Origin of the sequence: Mycobacterium sp. KBS0706 (assembly GCF_005938675.2) — a bacterium.
In the GTDB taxonomy this organism is placed as follows: Bacteria; Pseudomonadota; Alphaproteobacteria; order DSM-16000; family Inquilinaceae; genus Inquilinus.
This window is the reverse complement of the sequence record NZ_VCCH02000014.1, coordinates 83,719-102,438: the sequence shown is the minus strand read 5'-3', so window position 1 is coordinate 102,438 and position 18,720 is coordinate 83,719. Positions and strand designations below refer to the sequence as shown.

Annotated in this window: 17 protein-coding genes; 11 read left to right on the top strand and 6 right to left on the bottom strand. The window is 68.9% G+C overall.

Annotation, left to right across the window (positions count from 1 at the left end):
- Positions 1-90 precede the first annotated feature (90 nt).
- From FFK22_RS10345 to FFK22_RS10315, 7 genes are all read left to right on the top strand, one after another.
- Positions 91-909 carry an ABC transporter ATP-binding protein gene (locus FFK22_RS10345; RefSeq protein WP_138886402.1) on the top strand — a complete coding sequence of 273 codons (819 nt, stop codon included), beginning with the start codon at positions 91-93 and terminating at the stop codon, positions 907-909.
- A gap of 163 nt (positions 910-1,072) precedes the next feature.
- Positions 1,073-2,989, top strand: a complete 1,917-nt coding sequence (locus FFK22_RS10340; RefSeq protein ID WP_138886401.1) for a long-chain fatty acid--CoA ligase — start codon at positions 1,073-1,075, stop codon at positions 2,987-2,989.
- A 4-nt stretch (positions 2,990-2,993) separates the two neighbouring features.
- Positions 2,994-3,887 (top strand): branched-chain amino acid ABC transporter permease, encoded by an 894-nt coding sequence (locus FFK22_RS10335; RefSeq protein ID WP_138886400.1) that lies wholly within the window; start codon positions 2,994-2,996, stop codon positions 3,885-3,887.
- A 173-nt stretch (positions 3,888-4,060) separates the two neighbouring features.
- Positions 4,061-5,146 carry a branched-chain amino acid ABC transporter permease gene (locus FFK22_RS10330; protein WP_138886399.1) on the top strand — a complete coding sequence of 362 codons (1,086 nt, stop codon included), beginning with the start codon at positions 4,061-4,063 and terminating at the stop codon, positions 5,144-5,146.
- A gap of 56 nt (positions 5,147-5,202) precedes the next feature.
- On the top strand, positions 5,203-6,477 hold the full coding sequence (locus FFK22_RS10325) for an ABC transporter substrate-binding protein (protein WP_138886398.1): 1,275 nt from the start codon (positions 5,203-5,205) through the stop codon (positions 6,475-6,477).
- A 7-nt stretch (positions 6,478-6,484) separates the two neighbouring features.
- Complete coding sequence (locus FFK22_RS10320) at positions 6,485-7,282, top strand: ABC transporter ATP-binding protein (RefSeq protein ID WP_138886397.1); 798 nt, start codon at positions 6,485-6,487, stop codon at positions 7,280-7,282.
- Positions 7,283-7,372: 90 nt separating this feature from the next.
- Positions 7,373-8,599, top strand: a complete 1,227-nt coding sequence (locus FFK22_RS10315) for a phenylacetate--CoA ligase family protein (RefSeq protein WP_138886396.1) — start codon at positions 7,373-7,375, stop codon at positions 8,597-8,599.
- Between the two features lie 218 nt (positions 8,600-8,817).
- Here the strand turns inward: FFK22_RS10315 and FFK22_RS10310 are convergent, their stop codons facing one another.
- Positions 8,818-9,465 (bottom strand): TetR/AcrR family transcriptional regulator, encoded by a 648-nt coding sequence (locus FFK22_RS10310; RefSeq protein WP_138886395.1) that lies wholly within the window; start codon positions 9,463-9,465, stop codon positions 8,818-8,820.
- A gap of 107 nt (positions 9,466-9,572) precedes the next feature.
- Here FFK22_RS10310 and FFK22_RS10305 point away from each other — a divergent pair, with 107 nt between their 5' ends.
- The 4 genes from FFK22_RS10305 to FFK22_RS10290 all read left to right on the top strand — a co-directional run bounded on the left by FFK22_RS10305 (position 9,573) and on the right by FFK22_RS10290 (position 13,899).
- On the top strand, positions 9,573-10,322 hold the full coding sequence (locus tag FFK22_RS10305) for an SDR family oxidoreductase (RefSeq protein ID WP_138886394.1): 750 nt from the start codon (positions 9,573-9,575) through the stop codon (positions 10,320-10,322).
- Positions 10,323-10,469: 147 nt separating this feature from the next.
- Positions 10,470-11,744 (top strand): tryptophan 2,3-dioxygenase family protein, encoded by a 1,275-nt coding sequence (locus FFK22_RS10300; protein ID WP_306770095.1) that lies wholly within the window; start codon positions 10,470-10,472, stop codon positions 11,742-11,744.
- The gene (locus FFK22_RS10295; RefSeq protein WP_138886392.1) at positions 11,741-12,913 is read left to right on the top strand and encodes an aminotransferase; all 1,173 of its coding nucleotides are present in this window, start codon (positions 11,741-11,743) and stop codon (positions 12,911-12,913) included. The genes FFK22_RS10300 and FFK22_RS10295 overlap by 4 nt, the downstream gene beginning before the upstream one ends.
- An 8-nt stretch (positions 12,914-12,921) precedes the next feature.
- Entirely contained in the window at positions 12,922-13,899 is a 978-nt protein-coding gene (locus FFK22_RS10290; protein ID WP_138886391.1) for a phosphotransferase family protein, read from the top strand.
- Here the strand turns inward: FFK22_RS10290 and FFK22_RS10285 are convergent.
- The 5 genes from FFK22_RS10285 to FFK22_RS10265 all read right to left on the bottom strand — a co-directional run bounded on the left by FFK22_RS10285 (position 13,896) and on the right by FFK22_RS10265 (position 18,666).
- Complete coding sequence (locus FFK22_RS10285; protein WP_138886390.1) at positions 13,896-15,116, bottom strand: RNA polymerase sigma factor; 1,221 nt, start codon at positions 15,114-15,116, stop codon at positions 13,896-13,898. The genes FFK22_RS10290 and FFK22_RS10285 overlap by 4 nt on opposite strands.
- The gene (locus FFK22_RS10280) at positions 15,113-15,475 is read right to left on the bottom strand and encodes a YciI family protein (RefSeq protein ID WP_138886389.1); all 363 of its coding nucleotides are present in this window, start codon (positions 15,473-15,475) and stop codon (positions 15,113-15,115) included. Before FFK22_RS10280 ends, FFK22_RS10285 begins: the two co-directional genes overlap by 4 nt.
- A 176-nt stretch (positions 15,476-15,651) precedes the next feature.
- Positions 15,652-16,011 carry a YciI family protein gene (locus FFK22_RS10275; RefSeq protein WP_138886388.1) on the bottom strand — a complete coding sequence of 120 codons (360 nt, stop codon included), beginning with the start codon at positions 16,009-16,011 and terminating at the stop codon, positions 15,652-15,654.
- A gap of 97 nt (positions 16,012-16,108) precedes the next feature.
- Positions 16,109-17,128: an ABC transporter permease gene (locus tag FFK22_RS10270; RefSeq protein WP_138886387.1), complete on the bottom strand. Its 1,020-nt coding sequence runs from the start codon at positions 17,126-17,128 to the stop codon at positions 16,109-16,111.
- Positions 17,129-17,139: 11 nt separating this feature from the next.
- On the bottom strand, positions 17,140-18,666 hold the full coding sequence (locus FFK22_RS10265; protein ID WP_138886386.1) for a sugar ABC transporter ATP-binding protein: 1,527 nt from the start codon (positions 18,664-18,666) through the stop codon (positions 17,140-17,142).
- Positions 18,667-18,720: the final 54 nt, after the last annotated feature.

Below are 18,720 nucleotides of genomic sequence, written 5' to 3'. Positions count from 1 at the left end.
TTTTGCTGATTGCCTTTCCCGGCGCTTCCACGACACTGACTGGAACAAGGCATCCGCAAGAGATGCCGGACGCGAACAGGGGGAGAGAGCATGCAGGCTGGGGCCGCGCCGCCCGCACCGGGAGATGCGCTACTGACCGCGGACTCGGTCAGCCTGGCCTTCGGCGGGGTCAAGGCCCTGACCGATGTCGGCTTCAGCGTCCGCCGCGGCGAGCTGTTCTCGATCATCGGCCCGAACGGCGCCGGCAAGACCTCGATGGTCAACTGCATCTCCGGCCGCTACAGCCCGACCGCCGGCCGCATCCACTACAAGGGGCGCGACATCACCCGGCTCAAGCCCAGCGCCAGGGCCGAGCTCGGCCTCGGCCGCACCTTCCAGAACCTGGCGCTGTTTGCCCATATGTCGGTGCTCGACAACATCATGGTCGGCCGCCACCACCTGCTGAAGAACAACGTGCTGACCGGCGCGCTGTGGTGGCTGGGCGGGGCGCGGCAGGAGGAGCTGCGGCACCGCCGCGCGGTCGAGGAGATCATCGATTTCCTCGAGATCCAGCATGTCCGCCGCGCCCTCGCCGGCACCCTGTCCTACGGGCTGCGCAAGCGGGTGGAACTGGCCCGCGCCATCGCGCTGAAGCCCGATCTGATCCTGCTCGACGAGCCGATGGCCGGCATGAACCTCGAGGAGAAGGAGGACATGGCCCGCACCATCGTCGACCTCAACGCCGAATGGGGCATGACAGTGATCATGATCGAGCACGACATGGGCGTGGTGATGGACATCTCCCACCGCGTCATGGTGCTGGATTTCGGCCGCAAGATCGCCGAGGGCACGCCCGAGGACGTGCTGGCCGACGCCCATGTCCGCCGCGCCTATCTCGGCGAGGTCGATGACGAGGAGGCGGCGGCTTGAGACGGCGAGGCCATCCCCCTCACCCTCCCATTCGCCAACGCGAATGGGCCGCTCCCTCTCCCCGAGGAGAGGGATATGGCGCGCGACCCAGTCACCTCTCCTTGGGGAGAGGTCGAAATCGCATCGCGGTTTCGGGTGAGGGGGCGGCCGGGAACGGTCCGGCATGACCGACGCCTTCGACACCTTCCCCAAGCTGCTGGCCCGCAACGCCGCCCGATGGCCGGGCGAGGTGGCGCTGCGCGAGAAGGATTTCGGCATCTGGCAGGAGATCAGCTGGGCCGGCTTCCACGCCCGGGTGCGCGGCTTCGCCCTGGCGCTGCGGGCGCTGGGCATCGGGCGGGACACCGTGGTCGGGCTGATCGGCGACAACCGGCCGGACTGGGTGGCCGGCCAGATCGCCGCCCATGCCGCCGGCGCCATGAGCCTGGGCCTGTACCGCGACGCGCTGGATGAGGAGGTGGCCTATCTGATCGGCCACGCCTCGGTCGCCCTCGTCCTGGCCGAGGATGAGGAGCAGGTCGACAAGCTGCTGGGCCTGGGCGATCGCATCCCCAGCGTCCGCCACATCGTCTATTCCGACCCGCGTGGCATGCGGAAATACCAGGATCCGCGGCTGTCGCCGGTCGAGGATTTCATCACCCTCGGCGCCCCGCTGCTGGCAGCCGATCCCGGCCTGTACGACCGCATGGTGGCGGAGACGCGTGGCGAGGATGTCGCGGTGCTCTGCACCACCTCCGGCACCACGGCGCAGCCGAAGCTGGCCATGCTCTCGGCCGGGGCGGTGATCCGGCACACCGCCAGCTATCTGGCGGTCGACCCGCAGGGGCCGCGGGACGAGTACGTCTCGGTGCTGCCGCTGCCCTGGATCATGGAGCAGGTCTACGTCTTCGGGAAGGCGCTGCAATGCCGGATGGTGGTGAACTTCGTCGAGGAGCAGAGCACCAGCTGGGCCGATTTCCGCGAGATCGGCCCGACCTTCGTGCTGCTGGCGCCGCGGGTGTGGGAGGGGTTGGCCGCCGACGTTCGCAGCCGGATGATGGACGCCTCCTGGCTCAAGCGCCGCCTCTTCGATCTCGGCATGAAGTTTGGCCTGAAAGCGCTTGACCAGAAAAAGAAATCCGCGCTTGCGAAGATTCTTCTCTTCGCCGCTCTGCGCGACCGGCTGGGCTTCTCCCGGTTGCGTTCGGCCGCGACCGGCGGCGCGGCGCTGGGGCCGGAGACCTTCCGCTTCTTCCTGGCCATGGGGGTGCCGCTGCGCCAGCTCTACGGCCAGACCGAGCTGCTGGGCGCCTACACCATCCACCGGGCCGGCGATGTCGATTTCGACACGGTCGGCATCGGCTTCGACGACAGCGTCGAGCTACGGATCGAGGCGCCGGACCCGAACGGCGTCGGTGAGATTGTCACCCGCCACCCGAACATGTTCCTGGGCTACTACCGCAACGAGGAGGCGTCCAGGGCCGACCTGCGCGACGGCTGGCTTGCCACCGGCGACGCCGGCTATGTCGACGGCAAAGGCCACTTGGTCGTGATCGACCGGATGAAGGATCTCGCCACCACCAGCGGTGGTGACAGGTTCAGCCCGCAATACATTGAGAATAAACTAAAGTTCTCACCTTACGTCGGCGAGGCGGTGATCCTGGGCCATGGCCGGCCGGACCTCGCGGCGATCATCTGCATCCGCTTCCCGATCGTGTCGAAATGGGCGGAGAAGAGCCGCATCGCGTTCACCACCTACACCGACCTGTCGGCGCGCGAGGAGGTCTACGGCCTGATCCGCCGCGAGGTCGAGACGGTGAATGCCGGCCTGCCGGAGGCGCAGCGCATCCGCCGCTTCCTGCTGCTGTACAAGGAGCTGGACGCCGATGACGGCGAGCTGACCCGCACCCGCAAGGTCCGCCGCGGCGTGATCGGCGAGAAATACGGCGACATCATCGACGCGATCTATCGCGGCGACCCGGCGATCCCGGTCGACACCACCATCTCCTTCCAGGACGGCACGAGGCAGCGGATCCGCACCACGCTCAAGGTGGTCGACCTCGCGCCCGGCCGCGCCGGGCAGCGCCACGCGGCGGAGTGAGCCCATGAACCTCGCCTTCCTGTTCCAGCTGCTGGTCAACGGCGTGATCGTCGGCACGCTTTACGGCGTCGTCGCCATGTCCTTCGTGCTGATCTACAAGGCCAGCCGGGTGGTGAACTTCGCCCAGGGCGAGTTCCTGCTGATCGGCGCCTGGATCTGCTGGTGGGTGCTGACCAAGTACCAGGTGCCCTTCGTGCTGGGCTTCGCCATCACCCTGGCCTTCATGCTGGTGTTCGGCATCCTGCTGCAGGTGGTGGTGCTGCGGCCGCTGATCGGCGAGCCGGTGATCTCCGTCATCATGGTCACGATCGGGCTGTCGCTAGTGTTCCAGCCGATGATGGCCTGGATCTTCGGGGTCTCGGCGCAGCCCTTCCCGCCGGTGTTCGAGACCCAGTCGGTCGACATCCTCGGGCTGCAGGTGCAGACCGTCTACATCCTGTCGATGGCGATCAGCCTGTTCATCATGGGCGGCTTCGCCTGGTTCTTCAAATTCTCGCGCATGGGCCTGGCGATGCGCGCCACCGCCTTCGACCAGCAGGTGGCGCAGTCGATGGGCATCTCGGTGAAGCAGGTCTTCGCCACGGCCTGGGCGATCTCGGCCATGGTGTCGTCGGTCGCCGGCATCGTCGTCGGCGTGGTCAACGGCGTCTCCTCCGCCCTGTCCGGCTTCGGCATCAAGGTGTTCCCGGCGGTGATCCTGGGCGGGCTCGACAGCGTCGTCGGCGCGGTGCTGGGCGGGCTGATCATCGGCGTGCTGGAGCATTTCGCCCACTGGCTGGACGTCACCTTCCTGGGCTGGGGCAACATGCTGAAGATCGCGCCCTTCTACGTCCTGATCGTGATCCTGATGATCAAGCCATACGGCCTGTTCGGCACCCGCGACATCGAGAGGGTGTGAGGATGAGGGAATCCACCATCCTTTCCCCTAATGTCATGCCCGGGCTTGACCCGGGCATCCAGGGACGCAAGAGCGGCTCCAGGTGGCCCCTGGATCGCCGGGTCAAGCCCGGCGATGACAAAAAGGGGAAGCGTCGAGCCCTTGCCAATTCGCCGACGGGCAAGGCCTTCTGAATGGCCAACGCCTATGCCCGCCCCTGCGGCGACTTCCGCACCGGCTACGCCGCCGACACCACGATCTTCGCCGACGCCTTCAGCCGGCGCAGCGTCGTCGTCATCCTGCTGCTGCTGGTGGTCTCCCCGGTCGCGGTGCAGCTCGGCTGGCTGTCCAAGGGCTGGATCGACAGCTTCATCGAGATCGGCTACCTGGCCGTCGCCGCGCTCGGCCTCAACATCCTGGTCGGCTTCACCGGCCAGATCTCGATCGGCCATGCCGTGTTCTTCGGCTTCGGCGCCTTCGCCTCGGCCTGGCTGAACCGCACCACCGGCATCCCGGTGTTCTTCTGCATCCCGATCGCCGGGGTGATGACCGCCGCCGTCGGCCTGGTCTTCGGCATCCCGGCGGCGCGGATCAAGGGGCTGTACCTCGCCATCGCCACCCTCGCCGCCCAGGTCATCCTCGAGGACTTCTTCGCCCGCGCCGGCTGGTTCACCGGCGGCGTCGCCGGCGCCCATGCCGCCCCGGTCTCCCTGTTCGGCTGGGAGGTCGACCGCATCAACTACTTCTACATCGTGCTGTTCTGGGGCGTGCTCTTGTACCTGGCCGCGACCAACCTGATGCGCTCGCGCGACGGCCGCGCCTTCGTTGCCGTGCGCGACCACTACCTGGCCGCCGAGATCATGGGCATCAACCTGACCCGCTACCGGGTGCTGTCCTTCGGCATCGCCGCCTTCTACGCCGGGGTCGGCGGCGCGCTCTACGCCCATTACCTGCAGGTGGTCTCGGTCGAGGAGTTCACGATCCTGAAGTCGATCGAGTTCCTCGGCATGATCATCATCGGCGGTCTCGGCTCGATCATGGGCACCATCCTCGGCACCGTCTTCATGGTGTCGCTGCCCGACGTGATGGACTGGCTGGTGCGGCTGATCCGCGGCACCTGGCTGTACAAGACGCTCGACCTGCGGGTCGGCATCAACTTCCTGAAGGAGATGGCGGTCGGCGTCGCCATCATCCTGTTCCTGATCTTCGAGCCGGACGGGCTGGCCCATCGCTGGCGCCAGATCAAGGCCTGGTGGAAGCTGTACCCCTTCTCGTACTGAACATTATCTCAACGCCCATTGGCCGCGACAGAACGGCCGCCATGGAGGAGACACCGATGCGATCCTTGCTCGCCGCCACCGCCCTGGTCGGCCTCTGCGCCGCCCCGGCCCTCGCCGACGACATCCCGGTCGGCCATATCGCCGACCTGACCGGCCCGACCGCTTCGATCGGCGTGCCCTATGCCGACGGCGTCGCCGACACGCTGAACTGGGTGAACGAGAATGGCGGGGTCGACGGCGACGACATCGCCTTCGAGACCTATGACTACGCCTACAAGGCGCCGCAGGCCGTGTCGGAGTACCAGCGGCTGGTGGCGAACGAGCATGTCGTCGCCATCGCCGGCTGGGGCACGGCCGACACCGAGGCGCTGATCGAGTTCATCGGCAAGGACCGGATCCCCTACTATTCCGGCTCCTATTCCGGGGCGCTGACCGACCCGACCGGCAAGGCGCCGAAGGCGACCAAGGCGACGCCGTTCAACTTCTTCTACGGCCCCTCCTACTCCGACGCCTGCCGGGCGCTGGCGCAATGGGCGGCCGACGACTGGAAGAAGAAGGGCGGCCAGGGCAAGCCGAAATGGGTCCATATGGGCGACAACCACCCCTACCCGAACTCGCCCAAGGTTGCCTGCAACGAATACGCGCAGGAGCTGGGCTTCGAGGTGCTGGACCCGATCCAGTACACGATGGCGCCGGGCGACTTCACGCCGCAATGCCTGACGCTGAAGGAGAAGGGCGCCAACTACGCCTATGTCGCCAACATCGCCGGCTCGACCCCGTCGCTCCTGAACGCCTGCGCCACCGCCGGCACCAAGGTGCAGTTCGTGGCCAATGTCTGGGGCTATGACGAGAACATCATGAAGGCGGCCGGCCAGAACGCCGACGGCGTGGTGGTCGCGGTCCGCACCGGGTCGATCTGGACCGACAGGAACGCCGGCATGGACCGGGTGCGCGAGATCTCCAAGATCAGCGATTCCGGCGGCACGGCCTATCGGCCGCTGAGCTACATCGCCGGCGTCTGCGCCACCTCCTACATGGTCGAGGCGATCAAGGCGGCGAAGGCCAAGGGTACGGTCACCGGCGTCGCCATCCGCGATGCGATGTATGACAAGAAGGACTGGGTGCCGGCCGGGTTGGAAGGCGTGTGCCTGCCCTCGACCTGGACCGCGACCGACCATCGCGGGCTGATGACCGTGCCGATCTACCAGGGCCATGTGAAGGGCCCGACCCAGGGCAAGGAGGTCACGGCGCTGATGGCCGACGGCACCATGTCGCTCGAGAAGGTGGCCGAGATCACCCTGCCCCGCCGCCCGGAATGGCTGGGGTACTGAGCCGGGCATGACCGCCGCGCCGCTGCTCTCGGTCGAGAACATCGAGGTCGTCTACAACGACGTCATCCTGGTGCTGCGCGGGCTCAGCCTGGCGGTGCCGCAGGGGGCGATCGTGGCGCTGCTCGGCGCCAACGGGGCCGGCAAGTCGACGACGCTGAAGGCGATCTCGGGCCTCCTGCGCACCAAAGACGGGGCGGTCACCCGCGGCGCCATCCGCCATGAGGGCCAGCCGATCCACCACCTCGACCCCGGCGCCGTGGTGCGCCGGGGCATCTTCCAGGTGATGGAGGGGCGCCGCATCGTCGCCGACATGACCTGCGTGGAGAATCTCCGGCTCGGCGCCCACACCCGGCGCGACCGCGGGGTGGCCGACGACATCGACCGGGTCTACGGCTATTTCCCGCGGCTGCGCGAGCGCAACGGCCTGGCCGGCTACCTGTCGGGCGGCGAGCAGCAGATGCTGGCGATCGGCCGGGCGCTGATGGCACGGCCGAAATTGATCCTGATGGACGAGCCGTCGATGGGCCTGTCGCCGCTGATGGTGAAGGAGGTGTTCGGCATCATCCGCCGCCTCAACACCGATCTCGGCATTTCGATCCTGCTGGTCGAGCAGAACGCCCGGATGGCGCTGTCCTGCGCCGACACCGGCTACATCATGGAGAACGGCAAGGTGGTGCTGGACGGCACCGCCGAGGCGCTGGCCGCCAATGAGGACGTCAAGGAGTTCTACCTCGGCGGCGGTGGGGAGCAGCGCAAGAGCTTCAAGAACCTGAAGAGCTTCAAGCGCCGCAAGCGCTGGCTATAGCGGTATCCGCCTCCCGGCATTGTCTGCCCCGGCGGCCCGCGTCATGCTTGAGGACGGAGCTTTCGACACGACACAGGGTGGGGCAACCCGATGGCCGAGCACTATGACGATCTCGAGACCCGTCCGGCCGAGGCGCGGGAGGCGGCGCTGCTGGCCGAGCTGCCGGCCCAGATCGCCCATGCCAAGGCATCCGCCCCCGGCTACGCCAAGCGCCTGGCCGAATTCGACCCGGCGGCGGTGACCAGCCGGGCCGAGCTGGCGGAGCTGCCGCTGACCCGGAAATCCGAGCTGCCGACGATACAGGCGGTCGACCTGCCCTTCGGCGGGCTGACCACGATCCGGCCGGGGCAGTTCCGCCGGATCTTCGGCTCCCCAGGCCCGATCTACGAGGGCGAGGCCCACGGCATCGACAGCTGGCGCTTCGCCCGCGCCCTGTTCGCCAGCGGCTTCCGCGAAGGCGACATCCTGCAGAACTGCTTTTCCTACCACTTCACCCCGGCCGGCGTGATGTTCGAGACGGGCGCCGAGGCGCTGGGCTGCGCCGTGATCCCGGCCGGCACCGGCAACACCGAGCTGCAGGCCCGGGCCATGGCCGACCTGAAGCCGCGCGGCTATGTCGGCACGCCCGACTTCCTCAAGCTGATCCTGGAGAAGGCCGACCAGCTCGGCCACGACACCAGCTCGGTGAAACTGGCCCATGTCTCCGGCGGGCCGCTGCTGCCGCCGCTGCGCGAGTTCTACGCCGCCCGTGCCATCGACCTGTTCCAGAGCTACGGCACCGCCGATCTCGGCCTGATCGCGTACGAGACCGAGGCGCATGAGGGGCTGGTGCTGGCCGAGGGCATCCTGGTCGAGATCGTGCGTCCCGGCACCGGCGACCCGGTGGCCGAGGGCGAGGTCGGCGAGGTGGTGGTCACCAGCTTCGACCGCTGCACGCCCTGGATCCGCTTCGCCACCGGCGACCTGTCCGCCATCCTGCCCGGGCGCAGCCCCTGCGGCCGCACTGCGCCGCGGCTGCGCGGTTGGCTCGGACGAGCCGACCAGAGCACCAAGGTGCGCGGCCTGTTCGTCCACCCCGGCCAGGTCGCCGAGGTGCTGAAGCGCCACGGGCTGGAGCGCGGCCGGCTGGTGGTGTCGAGCCGCCAGGGCATCGACGACGTCGCGCTGCAGGTCGAGAGCGCCGACGCCGCGGTGGCCGAGGCCGTGTCGGAGACCATGCTCGACGTCACCAAGCTGCGTGCGGCGGTGTCGGTCGTGCCGCCGGGCAGCCTGCCGAACGACGGCAAGGTGATCGAAGACAGCCGCAAGCTCGCGTGATGACGGCCGGTCTGTCATCGAGGACGCCGACAGGCGATCAGGCGCCAGTCGCTGCCAACCAGCCCTGATGGGTGGGCGGGGCGGACCAAGATCAACCACCCCGCCGCTGACTGGATTCGATCCTGAGCGGACGGTAAAGAAGGACGCTCATTCCTTCTGGTATCCACTCCATTCCGGCCGTCTGGCTCGGCTGCTGTCAATGCGCGATAACTGCTGCCCTAATACTTAGCCTCCGCTGTGCCGCTCTGGTGTGCGACGAGATATGAACGGAACATAATTGTGAGCTGCCTTTCGGCCTCGATACCATCAGCGGGGGTCAAGACCCGGTGGCAGAAGGCCGGAACGGTTCCGTAAAGGGCTGCGGTCAGAGTCTGGGCGACCACGCCCGGATTGGCGATAGGGCCATCGCCGGTGGCGGACAGCATCACCTCGATCGCCCTTGCACTCCGCCGGGTCGCCGCCTCGATCAACTCGCGGGCGTCGAGCTCCATGGCGATGCGATAGAGGGCCGGAGAGATCTCGGCCTGCGCCATCTTCGCCTGAAGATAGGCCTTCACCACGGTCTCGGCGATCATCTCTTTCGTAGCGGGGCTTTCCTCGCATGCCGTCTCTATGGCGGCTGCCAGCATCGCGAGGTGCCGCTCCAGCACCGCGAAGAGCAAGGCCTGCTTGTTCGGAAAATACTGGTACAGGGTTCCGACCGAAACGCCTGCACGATGCGCGATGCGCGTGGTGTTCAGGCGGATCAGGCCATCACTCGACAGAACCTGAAGGGTCGCCTCGAAAATCGCCTCCACGGTGGCGATGGATCGGTCCTGACGCGGTGATTTCCGCGGGGTCAGCGGTGGCAGGGAGCCGTTTCCCATAAGCGAATCCAAAACCTGAAAGATGCTTCATATATATCGTCTGGTCCCGCCGCCCAGCAATACCGCGGTCCACGCCGGGCGCATTCGCAGACGAATTGGAGACGAAAATGGGCAGATTGGACGGCAAGGTCGCTGTCATCACTGGCGGCAATTCGGGAATAGGACTGGCAACAGCCAAGCTGTTCGCACGCGAAGGCGCAAAGGTTGTCATTACCGGTCGCGATCAGGCGGCGCTCGATGCTGCGGCGCAAGGCATCGGAAACGGCGCCGACGCGATCCGCAGTGATATTTCCAAGATGTCGGACATCGACGCGCTTCGCGAACATGTCGAGAGAAAGCATGGCCGCGTCGACATCATCTTCGCGAACGCCGGCGGCGCGCGACCGAACATGTTCGAATACATGTCGGAGGAAGAATTCGATTTCACGGTCCTGAACACGTTCAAAGGGACCTACTTTACCGTGCAGAAGCTTCTGCCACTGATGGGGTCCGGCGGCTCGATCATCCTGAACACCTCGACTCTGAGCACGCAAGGCCGCCCCTATGTCAGCGTCTATTCAGCAGGGAAAGCGGCCATTCGCTCGCTGGCACGGTCGCTCACCGTGGAGCTGACCGGGAAGGGGATCCGGGTGAATGCCATGGCGCCCGGCTACATCGATACGGATCAGGCGCGTAAGGCGGGAGTGAGCGAGGAGATGATCGAGCAGACGAAGACCCAGGTGCACGCCCAGATCCCGATGCACCGCAGCGGCACCGTTGACGAGATCGCAAGGGCCGTTCTGTTCCTGGCCTCTGACGACTCGGCCTACGTGACAGGCAGCGAACTGTGTGTCGATGGTGGCTGGGCCCAGGTCTGACCGCGCTTCCCGGCGCTCTTCGTGAGCGCCGGGTTGCATGCTGCCGCGCATCACCTCGCTAACGCTGCGACCGGGACGTCCGCTTTCGTTCGGAGCAGTCGTTTCGTGACCCACGCCCAACTTCCGCTCTCCGCGCTTCGCGGACCGATGACCGGCACGAGGTGGCGGTCGCGCTGGCAAGGCCGGGGGCTGTTATCGCCGGCTATACTCAGCCCTGACCCTTGCCGTCTCCGGCGCCGCCGCGCTAGCCTTCCGTCACCACCAGCACTGGACCGCGGCCGACTCCGTCGGCAACCGGCAGGCACAGCCACCGGGAGGCGCGCCATGGCCGAACCAGGCGTCCACTACGCATCCTATCTCCAGCTCGACAAGCTGCTCGACCTGCAGGCCCGCGAAAGCGAGAAGGCCGGGCGGCCGGCCCATGACGAGATGCTGTTCATCGTCATCCATCAGGCCTACGAGCTGTGGTTCAAGCAGATCCTGTTCGAGCTCGACGCCGTGCAGGGCGTGTTCGCCGCCGACCGGGTCGACGACCGCGCCATCGCCCGGGCCAGCCGCGCCCTGCACCGCATCCACGAGATCCTGAAGCTCGGCGTGCACCAGCTCGACGTGCTCGAGACCATGACGCCGCTCGACTTCCTCGACTTCCGCGACCTGCTGCGCCCCGCCTCGGGGTTCCAGAGCGCGCAGTTCCGGCTGATCGAGATCCGCCTCGGCCTGCGTGCTGCCGACCGGCTGGCCTATGAGGGCCGGTCCTTCGAGGCCCGGCTGGAATCGCCGGGGCGCGAGCGGGTCGAGGCTGCCGGCGGCCAGCCCAGCCTGTTCGACCAGCTCGACGCCTGGCTGGCCCGCACGCCCTTCATCGAGCTCGGCGGCTATCGCTTCCGCGAGGCCTACCGCCAGGCGGTGGTGGCGATGCTGGAGGGCGATATCGGCCACCTGACCGCCCATCCGACGCTGGACGAGACAGCACGGGAGGCCGAGGTCGCGGCGCTGCGCAAGGCGCTGTCGCGCTTCGATGCCCTGTTCGACGAGACGCGCCATGCCGAGGAGGCGGCGCAGGGCGCCTGGCGAATGTCCTGGCGGGCGCTGCAGGCGGCGCTGTTCATCAACCTGTACCGCGACGAGCCGGCGCTGCAGGTGCCGTTCGGGCTGCTGAGCCTGTTGATGGACCTCGACGAGACCATGACGCTGTGGCGCTATCGCCACGCGCTGATGGTCCAGCGCATGATCGGGCTGAAGACCGGCACCGGCGGCTCCTCCGGCCACGACTACCTGGCCCGCACCGCCGAGCGGCACCGGGTGTTCGGCGACCTGTTCACCCTGTCGACCTATCTGATCCCGCGCTCGGCCCTGCCACCGCTGCCGCAGGAAATCACCCGGCGCACCGGCCTGTCCTATGACGGGGAGGCCGGGGCATGAGCTTCAAGCCGCTGTTCTCCCGCTTCCTGGCGGCTGCGCCGGAGCGGCTGCACCTGGCCGCGCACAGCCACCATTTGTGGCCCGACACAGTGTTCGAGGCTCAGGCTCGGTATGTCGAGGACACCGCCCGCCTCGCCGACCACAAATGGGAGCTGATCTTCGGTGATGTGGTGCCGCGGCTGCAGGCGCGGATCGCCGCGATCCTGACTCTGCCCGATCCGGCCTCGCTCGCCTTCGCGCCGAACACGCATGAGTTCGTGCGGCGGCTGCTGTCCTGCCTGCCGACGGACCGGCCAGCCCGGGTACTGACCACCGATTCCGAGTTCCACAGCGTCCGCCGGCAGCTGGCACGGCTGGAGGAGGACGGGCTAGCGCGGGTCACCCGCGTGACGCAGGAACCGACAGCGGATTTCCCCGCCCGCTTCGCCGCAGCGGCCGAGGCCGGCGGCCACGATCTCGTCCTCTTCAGCCAGGTGTTCTTCAACTCCGGCTACGCCGTGCCCGACCTGGCGCCGCTGGTCGCGGCGGTGCCGGACCCGGAGACGCTGGTCGCGATCGACGGCTATCACGGCTTCATGGCGCTGCCGACCGACCTATCGGCCATCGCGCCCCGCGCCTTCTACATCGCCGGCGGCTACAAATACGCCATGGCCGGCGAAGGCGCCTGTTTCCTGCATGTGCCTCCCGGCTACGGCCCACGGCCGCGCGACACCGGGTGGTACGCCGCCTTCGGCGCGCTGGCCGGGGCACAGGACGGGCGGGTGCCCTATGGCGTCGACGGCAGCCGCTTCCTCGGCTCGACCTTCGACCCCTCCGGCCTCTACCGCATGCTCGCTGTGCTCGACCTGCTGGCGGAACGCGGCATCGACGTGCCGGCGATCCACGCCCATGTGCTGGCGTTGCTGGCGGCCTTCGCCGGGGCGCTGGACCAGGCCGGGCCGCCGGACCTCGCCCGCGGCCGGCTGCTGGTGCCGCTCGACACGTCGGTCCGTGGCCATTTCCTGACCTATCGCACCGACGCCGCCGGCCAGATCGACGACCAACTGCGGGCCGCCGGCATCATCGTCGACCACCGCGACGACCGGCTGCGCTTCGGCTTCGGCCTGTATCACGATCTCGCGGAGGTGCCGGCCATGGCCGAGCGCGTGGTCCGTGCCTTGGCCTGGTAGGCGGGATCATGCGCGAGAGCTGGTCGAGGCCCTATCCGGCGGCCGTCCTCAGCCCGGACCAGGCGTCTGCGCTGGTCCGGTCCCTGCCCGGCCGGCCGTCGGTGCTGCGGGTCACCGAGCTGTCGGGCGGCCTTGCCAACACCAACCTCCGCCTCGACCTCGACGGCCACCCGCCGGTGGTGCTGCGGCTGTTCCAGCGCGACCCGGCGCAGGCGGCCAAGGAACGGGCGATCCATGCCCTCGCCGCCGAACGCGGCCTCCCCGCCCCTCGGCTCCTGGGAAGAGGCGACGACCCGGTCACGGGGCTGCCCTTCACCCTGCTGGAATGGGTCGACGGGCAGCGCCTCGACGAGACAGCCCGCGGCCTCGAAGATCCGGCGCTGGTGCCGCTGGCCCGGTCCCTCGGCGCCGCATTGGCCGCGATCCACGCCGTGGCCTTCGACCGCAGCGGCTTCCTGGACGCGTCGCTCGCCGTGGCCGAGCCGGTCGATGCCGGTGGGGCCGGCCTGATCGGCTTCCTGCGCCACGTGCTGGTCGACGGGTCCGGCGGCCAGCGGCTGGGCCACGACCTCGCCGGCCGGCTGGTTGCCTTCGCCGAACGCGAGGCCGGGCTGCTCGACCGCTGGCCCGGCCCGCCCTGCCTGACCCATTCCGATTTCGGCGGCACCAACATCCTGGTCCGGCAAGGGCCGGACGGCTGGGCCGTGGCGGCCGTGCTGGACTGGGAGTTCGCCTTCAGCGGCAGCCCGTTCTTCGATTTAGGCAACCTGCTGCGGCCGCCGCTCGGCTCGCGCCCCGGCTTCGCCGACGCCGTCGCCGCCGGCTACCGCGCGGCCGGCGGCAGCCTGACGGTGGAATGGCGCCGGATGGCGGCGCTGGCGGATCTTTTCAGCTGGGCCGAGTTCCTGACCCGCCCGAGCGTCTCCGACGCGGTGGTCGCCACGGCCCGGCAGCGGATCGCGGAGACGATGAGGCTCCGGGACTAGCTCTCGGCAGCCCGCCGCAAGAGAAACGCCCGCATCGCCGGGTCCTCGCACAGGCCGATTGCGCGGTCATAGGCCGCATCCGCCGGCCGGCCGAGCCGGCGCAGGAGATGGGCGGCCAGCGCCCAATAGGGCTGGTAGCCCGCCACCGCCTCACCCGGGATCGCCTGCAGCAGCGCCCATCCGGCCGCGGCACCGCGCGCCTCGGCCACGGCGGCGGCCTGGCCAACCCGGGCGCCGATGGTGGGCGCCAGACGCACCAGCCCTCCATACAGCAGCGCGATCGATTCCCAGTCCGTGCGGCCAGTCCTGGCCCGTTGGGCATGCACCGACTGGATCGCCGCCTCCAGCTGGAACCGGCCGAAACGCTTGTCCTGGGCGGCGGCCGAGAGGATCCGCTCCGCCTCCGCCATCATTGGCGTCGACCACCGCGCCGTATCCTGCTCCGACAGCGGGACGTAGTCGCCCTCCGGATCGCGGCGCGCCTCCCGCCGGGCCTCGCAGTGCAGCATCAGGGCCAGCAGCCCCTCGACCTCCGGCTCGGCCGGCAGCAGCGGCCGCAGCATCCGGCCGAGATCGACCGCCTCCGCCGCCAGCCCCCGGCGGCGCGGATCGGCGCCGGCGACGTCGTCCCAGCCGCTGCCATAAGCGGCGTAGATTGCCTCCAGCACGGCGTCGAGGCGCGGCGGCAGCTCCTTCGCCTCCGGCAGCTCGAAGCCGATGCCGGCATCGCGGATCTTCACCTTGGCGCGCGACAGGCGCTGGCCCATGGCGGCGGGGCTGATCAGAAAGGCCGAAGCGATGCGAGCCGCGTCGAGGCCGAGCACGGTCTGCAGCATCAGCGGGGTGTGGATCGCCGGGTCGATCGCCGGATGGGCGCAGACGAAGAGAAGCTTGAGCCGCTCATCCGGGAACCGGTCGGCCTCGGCCAGATCCTCCGCCTCCTTCGCCACGAGGCGGAGGTCGGGAACGGCCTCCGCCCGCACCCGGAGATGGCGGGCGCCGTCGATCAGCCGCCGCCGCGCCGCGGTCAGCAGCCAGGCCTCCGGCCGATCCGGCACGCCGTCGCGCGGCCAGGTCTCCAGTGCCGCCCGGAAGGCATCGGCCAGTGCGTCCTCCGCCGCCGCGATGTCGCGCGAACGGGCGGCGAGGAAGGTCACCAGCCGGCCATAGGAGTCACGCGCCGCCCGTTCGACCGCGCGGCGCGTGTCCGTGCTCACTGCTGCGGCTTCGGCGGCGCCACCGGCCGAACCTCGACCCCGCCGCCCGGGCCGCCCGGATAGCGCGAGGCCCAGTCGAGCGCCACGTCCAGGCTCGGCACCTCGATGATGAAGAAGCCGGCGAGCTGCTCCTTGGTGTCGGCGAAGGGGCCGTCCTGCACCTGCCGCCCGTTGCCGCCGATGCGGATCGAGGTGGCGGTGGCGGGCGGCTCCAGCCCGGCGCCGGCGACCACGAGGCCGGCCTGCTTCAGCGCCGTCATATAGGGCATGAAGGCGGCCCAGAAGGCAGCCGCCTTCTCCGGATCACGGCGATCGGCAAATTCCTCGGGGGTCTGCTGGAACAGCAGGGCGTATTGCATGATCGACTCCTCGCATGGATCGAGCGGATCATTCCACTCACCCCCATGACGGGCCGGCAGATGGCCTTTCGACATCGTCCGCGAAAAAATCCGCAGCGGCTGCATCCGCCGGCGGCGCGACCTGGCGCCGTAGGAATCACGCGCCGCCCGTTCGACCGTGCGGCGCGTGTCCCGGGTCACGGGTTCATCGGCGGTAGGACGGGACGGACCTCGACGCCGGCACCGGCCGGCGCCGGATAGCGCGCCGCCCAGTCGAGCGCCGCATCGAGATTCGGCACTTCGATGATGAAGAAGCCGGCGAGCTGCTCCTTGGTGTCGGCATAAGGGCCATCCTGCACCAGCCGCTGGCCGTCGTTCAGCCGGACGGCGGTGGCGGTCTCCGGCGGCTCCAGCCCGGCGCCGGCCACGATGATTCCGGCCTCGCGCATCGCGGTCATATAGGGGAGGAAGGCGGCCCAGAAAGCGGCGCGCTTCTCGGGGTCCTGGCGGGCGGCAAACACCTCGGCGGTCTGGTGGTACAGCAAGGCGTACTGCATGATCGTCTCCATCCTATGGGTCGAGCGCATCTCGCTCACCCCCATGACGGGCCGGCAGATGGTCTTTCGACATCGTCCGCGAAAAATTCTGTGCGGGCTAGACCCGCCGGCGGCGCGACTTGGCGAAGGTGTCGAAGGCCACGGCCAGCACGATGATCACGCCGATGATGATCTGCTGGATGTAGGAGGAGACGTTCATCAGCACGAGGCCGTTCAGCAGCACGCCGATCAGCACGGTGCCGATCACCGTGCCGAAGATGGTGCCGATGCCGCCGAACAGGCTGGTGCCGCCGATCACCACCGAGGCGATCACCGTCAGCTCATAGCCCTGCCCCGCCACCGCCTCGGCCGAGTTCAGCCGGGCCGACAGCACGAATGCGCCGAGCCCGACGAAGAAGCCCATGATGATATAGACGCTGAGCAGCACCCGCCGCACCTTCAACCCGGACAGCCGCGCCGCCTCCGGATTGCCGCCGACGGCGTAGACCTGGCGGCCGAAGCGGCTGTAGCGCAGCACCAGATGAGCCAGCACGGCGAAGCCGAGGAAGACCAGCACCGGCACCGGGATCTCCAGGATCTTGCCCTGGCCCCAATAGCGGAAATCCGCGTCGAAGCCGCTGATCGGCCCGCCGCCGGACAGCAGCAGCGCGGCACCGCGGAAGGCGGACATGCCGCCCAGCGTGACCACGAAAGGCGGCACCTTCAGCCGGGTGATGCCGAAGCCCTGCACCGCACCAGCGGCCATGCCGAGCAGGATCGAGACCAGCGCGGCGGCACCCCAGCCCCAGCCCTGCGCCTCCTCGGAGCCGAGCGCGAAATTCCCGGTGGCGCTGCCCTTGGCGACGATCGCGGCGGCGAGGCCGCAGAAGGCCAGGACGGCACCGATCGACAGGTCGATGCCGGCGGTCAGGATGACGAAGGTCATGCCGATCGCCAGCAGCCCGTAGATCGAGACCTGGCGCAGCACGTTCAGCAGGTTGACGGTGGAGATGAAGCGCGGCTCGGCGATGGCGAAGCCGGCCATCAGCACCACCAGGAAGATCAGCGGCGCGAACCGCGCCAGAAGCCCGAACAGGTCGAAACCGCCCTGGTCCGGAAGTGTCGTGCCCTGCGCCATCTTGGTCTTCCCTATGCCGCCCGGCGGCGCGTCATCAGCCGCATCAGCGTTTCCTCATCGGCCTCGGCCCGGCCGAGCTCGCCGGTGATCCGGCCTTCGCACATGGTGACGATGCGGTCGCTGATCGCCAGCACCTCCGGCAGCTCGGAGGAGATGGCGATGACCGCGATGCCCTCCCGCGCCAGCCGGCCCAGCAGCTGGTGCACCTCGGCCTTGGCGGCGACGTCGATGCCGCGGGTCGGCTCGTCGACGATCAGCACCTTCGGCCGCAGCGCCAGCCAGCGGGCCAGCACCACCTTCTGCTGGTTGCCGCCGGACAGGTTGGCGATCTGCTGCTCCGGCCCCGCCATGCGGATGCCGAGCGCCCGCCGATACTCCTCGACCAGTCCCCGCTCCCGGCTGTCGGACACGTAGCCGAACAGCCCCGCCAGCTTGCCCAGGGCGGCGATGGCGAGGTTGCTGCGGATCGCCAGCGACAGGAACAGCGCCTGCTGCTTGCGGTCCTCCGGCACCAGGCCGATGCCGTGGCGGATCGCGTCGGCGGGAGAGCGGATCTCGACCGGCCTGTCCTCGACCAGGACGCGGCCGCCGGTGCGGGCATCGGCGCCGAAGATGGCGCGGGCAAACTCCGTCCGCCCGGCCCCGACCAGCCCGGCGATGCCCAGGATCTCGCCGCGTTGCACCGCCAGCGACACGTCGTGCAGCACCGTGGCATGCGGATTCAGCGCGCTGCGCTCGGTGGCGATGCCCTCGGCCCGCAGCGCCGGCGGCCCGGCCTGGGCCACGCCGCCCTCGATCCGGGCCAGGGCCCCGAGGTCGCGGCCGACCATCATGCGGATGATGTCGTCGACCGTGATCGCGGCGACCTCCGCATCGCCGACCAGCCGGCCGTCGCGCAGCACCGTGACCCGGTCGCACACCGCCATCACCTCGTCCAGCCGGTGGGTGACATAGATCACGGCGATACCCTGGCCGCGCAGCGTGCGAATGATCGCCATCAGCCGGTCGACTTCGGCGGAACTCAGCGCCGAGGTCGGCTCGTCCATCACGATCAGCCGCGATTCCATCGACAGGGCGCGGGCGATCTCGACCATCTGCTGCTCGGCGACGCTGAGGTCGCGCACCAAGCGGCGCGGGTCGATGGCCAGGCCGATGCGGTCCAGCGCCGCCTTGGCCGCCCGGTGCATCGCCGACCAGTCGACCAGCCCGGCCCGCCCCGGCTCGCGCCCGATCAGGATGTTCTCACCCACCGTCAGGCTCGGGATCAGGTTGAACTCCTGATAGATCGTGACGATGCCGCGCCGCTGCGCCTCATAGGGCGCGGTGAAGCTGACCGTCTCGCCGGCGAAGACGATGCTGCCGCCGTCCGGCGCCTGCGCCCCGGACAGGATCTTCAGCAGCGTCGACTTGCCGGCGCCGTTCTCGCCAAGCAGGCCGTGCACCTCTCCGGCCGCGACCTCCAGCCCGACGCCGTCCAGGGCGACGACGCCCGGGAAGCGCTTGGTGATCGCGGTCATGCGCAGCAGCGGTTCGGTCATGGTATCTCCAAGACGCGGGATCGGTCGGGTCCGCGTCACCGCGGACCCGACGGG